Origin of the sequence: Bacteroides stercorirosoris (assembly GCF_900142015.1) — a bacterium.
Classification (GTDB): Bacteria; Bacteroidota; Bacteroidia; order Bacteroidales; family Bacteroidaceae; genus Bacteroides; species Bacteroides stercorirosoris.
Genome location: NZ_FQZN01000049.1, coordinates 23,762 through 30,727 on the forward strand (window position 1 = coordinate 23,762; position 6,966 = coordinate 30,727).

3 protein-coding genes are annotated in these 6,966 nt (G+C 47.2%); all 3 read left to right on the forward strand.

Going from position 1 to position 6,966, the window contains the following annotated elements; all coding sequences use genetic code 11:
* Window positions 1-603 precede the first annotated feature (603 nt).
* The 3 genes from BUC01_RS23045 to BUC01_RS23055 all read left to right on the forward strand — a co-directional run bounded on the left by BUC01_RS23045 (window position 604) and on the right by BUC01_RS23055 (window position 6,765).
* On the forward strand, window positions 604-3,804 hold the full coding sequence (locus tag BUC01_RS23045) for a S41 family peptidase (RefSeq protein ID WP_073315002.1): 3,201 nt from the start codon (window positions 604-606) through the stop codon (window positions 3,802-3,804).
* 83 nt (window positions 3,805-3,887) lie between these two features.
* A complete protein-coding gene (locus BUC01_RS23050; RefSeq protein WP_073315000.1) occupies window positions 3,888-5,486 on the forward strand; it encodes an aspartate:alanine exchanger family transporter in 1,599 nt (532 codons plus the stop codon).
* A gap of 37 nt (window positions 5,487-5,523) precedes the next feature.
* Window positions 5,524-6,765: a nitroreductase family protein gene (locus BUC01_RS23055; protein WP_025834677.1), complete on the forward strand. Its 1,242-nt coding sequence runs from the start codon at window positions 5,524-5,526 to the stop codon at window positions 6,763-6,765.
* The last annotated feature ends 201 nt before the right edge of the window (window positions 6,766-6,966 follow it).

The window sequence follows — 6,966 nt, forward strand, 5'->3', positions numbered from 1 at the left end:
TGACCTACTGATTTAAGTACCTTAGGATGATACAAATATACTAATTTAGTTCCGTAGTTCATAGAGTGGAAGATGAGTTATTCGACTACATTTCCATTTGTCCATGCAAGGCTATTTTTACCCTTCGATTACACTTTCATTACACTTCTCACCTTACTTAATCTGAGTTGATACAACATAGCACCTCACTCACAGGGTATTCTATCGCTGATTTATAACCAAATACCAATGAATACCAATATTCTTTCAACAGCTGGGGGGCGTGTGGTCGCAAGTTCGAATCTTGTCATCCCGACTACCGATAAAGCATTGATAATCGCAAGGTTATCGATGCTTTTTGCTTTTATAAATCTCTACTTAATGTGGAGTAGTTGACGCGAAAAGTCAACCATAATTTTATGAAAGCAACAGTTTCTGTTATCTGTTTAAACTGAGGTTTAAACTATAGCATTAATGAATTATCAATAAACGAAGAAAATCACACCCATGCAGATACCTGCAAACATACAAAAAGCAAAGATCAGCTTCAATATCACAGTATACTTTTTGTATATTTACAACCTAATTGCTTATATTTGCACAAACACTCATCTGAACATACTTATGAAGAAAATCCTTGCTTACATTGCCCTCGGTTTTACGGCAATAACCGGTTATGCAGCTACTCCTCTCTGGATGCGCGACTTACAAATCTCACCCGATGGAACGGAAATTGTATTCTGCTACAAAGGAGACATCTATAAAGTTCCCGCCAAAGGCGGAACAGCCACACAGCTCACCACTCAAGATTCCTACGAGTGTACCCCCATATGGTCGCCGGACGGTAAACAAATAGCCTTTGCCAGCGACAGAAACGGGAATTTCGACCTCTTCGTAATGCCCGCAAACGGCGGAACCGCCCAACGGCTGACCACCCACTCATCCAACGAACTCCCATCCGCCTTTACACCAGACGGCAAATATATCTTATTTTCCGCCTCCATCCAGGACCCGGCAACCAGCGCCCTCTTTCCCGCAGCCTCAATGACCGAACTCTATAAAGTCCCCACAACCGGCGGACGTACACTGCAAGTATTGGGAACACCTGCCGAAGCCGTCTGCTTTGACAAATCCGGCAACCGTTTCTTCTACCAGGACCGCAAGGGAGGTGAAAATGAATGGAGAAAACATCACACCTCTTCCATAACCCGGGATGTATGGATGTGCGACGTAAAAACAGGCAAACACACCAACCTCACCAACCACGCAGGCGAAGACCGCAATCCGATATTAGCACCGGACGGAGAAACCGTGTACTTCCTGAGCGAACGTGACGGCAGTTCATTCAACGTATATACCTTCCCGCTCTCCCAGCCCCAATCGGTGAAAGCGGTCACCTCCTTCAAAACCCACCCCGTACGTTTCCTCTCGATGAGCAACGACGGCACTTTGTGTTATGGATACGACGGAGAAATATACACCCAGCAAGCAGGGAGCACTCCCCGGAAGATAAATGTGGAAATCATACGCGACGACCAGCCGCAAATTGCCAACCTGAAATATACTGATAAGGCAACTTCGGCCACCTTGTCACCCGACGGCAAGCAAATAGCTTTCATCGTGCGGGGTGAAGTATTCGTCACATCGGCAGACTATGTCACCACCAAACAAATCACCCGCACGGCAGCACGTGAAAGCAACCTTTCATTCGCCCCGGACAACCGGACTCTGGCTTATGACAGCGAACGCAACGGCAACCTGCAAATTTATCTGGCAAAGATAGTCAGGGAAGAAGACCCGAACTTCCCCAATGCAACCTTGATAAAAGAAGAGCCACTACTCCCCTCCACCACCATAGAGCGCTCTCACCCGCAGTTCTCTCCCGACGGCAAAGAACTTGCCTTCATCGAAAACCGCAACCGTCTCATGGTGTTCAACCTGGAGACCAAGAAGCTACGACGGATTACCGATGGTTCCACCTGGTATAGCACCGGCGGCGGCTTTGACTATGCATGGTCTCCGGACAGCAAATGGTTCACCCTCGAATTTATCGGAAACAAGCACGACCCGTATTCGGATATAGGTCTTGTAAGCGCACAGGGCGACAGTGAAATCATCAATCTGACCAATAGCGGTTACAGCAGCGGTTCGCCCAGCTTTGTACTCGACGGTAATGCCATTCTTTTTGTGACCGAACGCTACGGTATGCGGGCACATGCCTCATGGGGTTCGCTGGACGACGCCATGCTGGTATTCCTCAATCAAGATGCCTACGACAAATTCAGCCTGAGCAAAGAAGACTATGAACTGTACAAAGCAGCGACCACCGACCGGAAAAAGACAGAGGAGAAAGACAGCAGCAAAGTGAAAGATATCATGGTAGAACTAAAGAATATAGAAGACCGCATCGTGCGTCTTACTCCCAACTCTTCTGAAATGGGCAGCGCCATCCTCGACAAAGACGGCAAAACCCTTTACTACCTGGCAAGTACAAAAGGCGGGCGCAACCTATGGAAAATGGATCTGCGCAAGCAAGAAACCAAACTACTCCACAAGATAGACGCCGGGTGGGCATCTATGGAAATGGACAAGGAAGGCAAGAACCTCTTCATCCTGAACGGTAAAAATATGCAGAAGATGAATCTGGCTTCCGATGAACTCAAACCCGTGAAATACCTTGCCCAGCTGAAACTGGATCTGGCTGCCGAACGCGAATATATGTTCGACCACGTGTACAAACAGCAACAGAAGCGTTTCTACAACACCAGTATGCACGGTGTGGACTGGGATGCCATGTCGGCAGCCTATCGCAAGTTCCTGCCGCACATCAACAATAATTACGATTTTTCAGAAATGCTGAGCGAATGGCTGGGCGAACTGAACGTGTCGCATACCGGCGGACGCTTCTATCCGGACAGCCAAAGCGAGCCGACAGCCAGCATGGGGCTGCTTTTCGACTGGAACTATCAGGGAAAAGGCATGCTCATTGCCGAAGTACTGGAAAAAGGCCCGTTCGACAAAGCCGATACCAAAGTGAAAGCGGGCGCCATCATTGAAAAGATAGACGGTACGGAGATTACTCCCGAAACGGATTACTACACGCTGCTCAATGACAAGGCCAAGAAGAAAACACTTGTCTCGCTGTATAATGCCAAGACCAAAGAACGTTGGGAAGAGGTCGTAATCCCCATCAAAGACAGCGAACTGAACCAACTGCTCTACGAGCGTTGGGTGAAACAGCGTGCGACAGATGTTGACAAATGGTCGGGCGGCCGCTTGGGATATGTGCACATCAAGTCGATGGGTGATGACAGTTTCCGTTCCATCTACTCGGACATTCTGGGAAAATACAACAACCGTGAAGGGATTGTGATAGATACACGCTTCAATGGCGGCGGACGCCTGCACGAAGATATAGAGATATTGTTCAGTGGCGAAAAGTACTTCACGCAAGTGGTTCGCGGCCGCGAGTCCTGCGATATGCCCAGCCGCCGTTGGAACAAGCCGTCCATTATGCTGATGTGCGAAGCCAACTACTCCAATGCGCATGGCACGCCGTGGGTATACAGTCATCAGAAGTTAGGCAAGTTGGTGGGTATGCCGGTTCCGGGCACTATGACCAGCGTGTCGTGGGAACGTCTGCAAGACCCGACGCTCGTATTCGGCATCCCGGTGGTGGGCTATCGCCTGCCCGATGGAAGTTATTTGGAAAACACACAGTTGGAACCTGATGTGAAGGTTGCCAATTCACCCGAGACAATCATAAAAGGTGAAGATACGCAACTTAAAACGGCGGTGGAGGAATTATTGAAACAACTACATTAGATAGTGATTATTAAGAAGCCAGGTTATGAACTTGGCTTCTTTTTACGTACCTTTGCGCGAAATATAACAAATCCTCTAAATTCATGTTTACCGACCTACTCAATTCCTCTTATTTCGCACTCTTCCTTATTGTTGCATTAGGCTTCATGTTAGGAAAAATCAAAATCAAAGGATTGTCGCTGGACGTTTCAGCAGTCATCTTCATCGCTCTGCTATTCGGGCATTTCGGAGTAGTCATCCCCAAAGAATTGGGAAACTTCGGACTGGTTCTTTTCATCTTCACCATCGGCATCCAGGCGGGCCCAGGTTTCTTCGACTCCTTCCGGAGCAAGGGAAAAACGCTGATCATAATCACCATGCTGATTATCTGTTCAGCCTCACTGACAGCCGTCGGTCTGAAATATCTTTTTGATATCGACACGCCAAGTGTAGTAGGCCTGATAGCCGGTGCACTGACCAGTACACCGGGACTTGCCGTAGCTATCGACAGTACAAACTCTCCCCTAGCATCCATTTCTTATGGTATCGCCTATCCTTTCGGTGTGATTGGCGTTATCTTGTTTGTGAAACTGCTGCCCCGAATCATGCGCATCGACCTGGATAAGGAAGCCCGTCGTTTGGAAAAAGAACGCCGAGGACAATTCCCCGAACTGACCACTTGCATCTACCGCGTCAGTAATCCTTCCGTATTCGGCCGTAGCCTCATGCAAATCAATGCCCGCGCCATGACCGGAGCTGTCATCTCACGTCATAAACACGGAGAACTGATCTCTATCCCGACAGCACAGACCGTGCTCCACGAAAATGACTATATACAGGCAGTAGGCAGCGAAGAAGCGCTGAACCAGCTTGCCGTTCTGATTGGTGAACGTGAAGAAGGCGAGTTGCCATTGGTAGCCACCCAGGAAATAGAGTCTTTATTATTGACTAAAAAAGACATGATTAACAAGCAGTTGGGAGATATGAACCTGATGAAAAACTTCGGTTGCACCGTAACCCGTGTTCGCCGAAGCGGTATCGACTTATCTCCTTCTCCCGATTTGACCTTGAAATTCGGTGATAAACTGATGGTGGTAGGAGAAAAAGAAGGACTTAAAGGGCTGGCACGCCTGTTGGGAAACAATGCAAAAAAATTGTCGGATACGGATTTCTTCCCCATTGCGATGGGTATTGTATTGGGTGTATTATTCGGCAAGCTGAATATCACTTTCCCCGGTGGGTTATCGTTTTCACCGGGACTGACGGGCGGTATCCTGATAGTAGCTTTATTCTTAAGTGCAATTGGTAAGACAGGCCCTATCCTGTGGTCCATGTCCGGCCCCGCCAATCAGTTATTGAGGCAACTGGGACTTTTGCTTTTCCTTGCCGAAGTAGGCACGTCGGCAGGTACTAATCTGGTGGCGACGTTCCAGGAAAGCGGGTGGCTGCTGTTCGGGGTGGGTGCCGCAATCACACTGGTGCCGATGCTGGTGGCTGTATTTGCCGGACTATTCATATTCAAAATCAGCATACTCGATCTGCTGGGCACCATTACCGGCGGCATGACCAGTACACCGGGACTCGCTGCCGCCGACTCCATGACTGACAGCAATATTCCGAGTGTGGCCTATGCTACGGTCTATCCTATTGCAATGGTATTCCTTATCCTGTTCATACAGATAATCGCATCTGCGGTATATTGACAATCCAGCATTCAACTAATATAAATAGCAACTAAATATGAAAGCATCAAAAGCCCAATCAATAATCAGCCTGATAACCTGTTTCTTTCTAATTCTGGCAGTAACCATCTGCAAAGAGAACAAGTTCCGGAATATCCTTCCTGATAATGAAAATGAAACGGAAAAGCAAAGCGGAAATACCGGCATACTGCGACAAGCAGATGACGGAATACAAATAGTATCTACCCGGCAGATAACCAAAGATGTCAATGGTTACGGCGGAAACGTACCGCTTGAAATCTATATGAAAGATAACCGCATTATCAAAGTAGTAGCTCTGGAAAACTCAGAAACGCCCAGCTATTTTGCCAAAGTGCGGAACAGCGGCCTGCTGAGACAATGGGATAATCTGTCGCCGGAAGAGGCGCTAAACAAAGAGGTAGACGGAATATCCGGTGCCACGGAGTCTTCCGCCGCCATTATACAGTCTGTACAGAAAGCGATGGAGTATGCAAAAGAGCACTCACTGGAGGAAACGAATTCTTCTTTCAGCTTCGACTGGCTACTCTTCTTGGGATTGTTGGCTGGCATTGCTGTTTGTACCTTAATTATCACATACTTTTCCAAGCAGCCCAAACCACAAACGATGCGATATGTGCTGAACTTTTTCAATCTGGCTTTAGTTATAGTAGTGACTGCTTTATCCATCCAGCCAAAAAACAATCAAGTTATCAATAAGGAGGAACCTATTATGACACAGGATAATAAACCTTCGGTTCTTGAAAGTATTCATGCAAGAACCAGCATCCGCTCCTATCTGCCTAAAGAAGTGGAGGAAGAAAAAGTGGAACAACTATTGAGAGCCGCCATGGCTGCGCCTACGGCAACCAACAAACAGCCCTGGGCTTTTATCGTTATCAAAGAAAAGGAAATATTAAGTGAACTGGGCACTACCCTTCCCTATGCAAAAATGGCAAAAGAGGCTCCACTAGCTATCGTCGTATGTGGAGATTTGTCGAAGGCGATCAGTGGTGCGGGCAGTGATTACTGGGTACAGGACGCTTCCGCCGCAACTGAAAACTTATTATTGGCAGCACAAGGACTGGAGTTAGGTGCCGTGTGGACAGGTGTTTACCCCATAAAAGAACGGGTAAAAGAAGTTCAGAAAATCCTGCATCTGCCCGAACATATCATTCCTCTGAATGTAGTTCCGATAGGATATCCGGCTGAGAATCCGCTTCCGAAAGATAAATGGAAGCCGGAGAATGTGCACTATGAACGCTGGACAGAAGGAAAATAAATGATTTTAAGTTCGGTAAGTAGGGATATTCCTAAAATAATAAAATTTAAGGCAACTAATTCATTGCGAGTTAGTTGCCTTTTTTGTATCTTTAAGCATTCCCCCTAAAAAACGGTTTGACGGCCAAAACGGGGGTAATCTAAACTAAAAACACATGGTAAAGATACAAAAAATCTCAGAAATCGAACCTCGTTTAGGTTT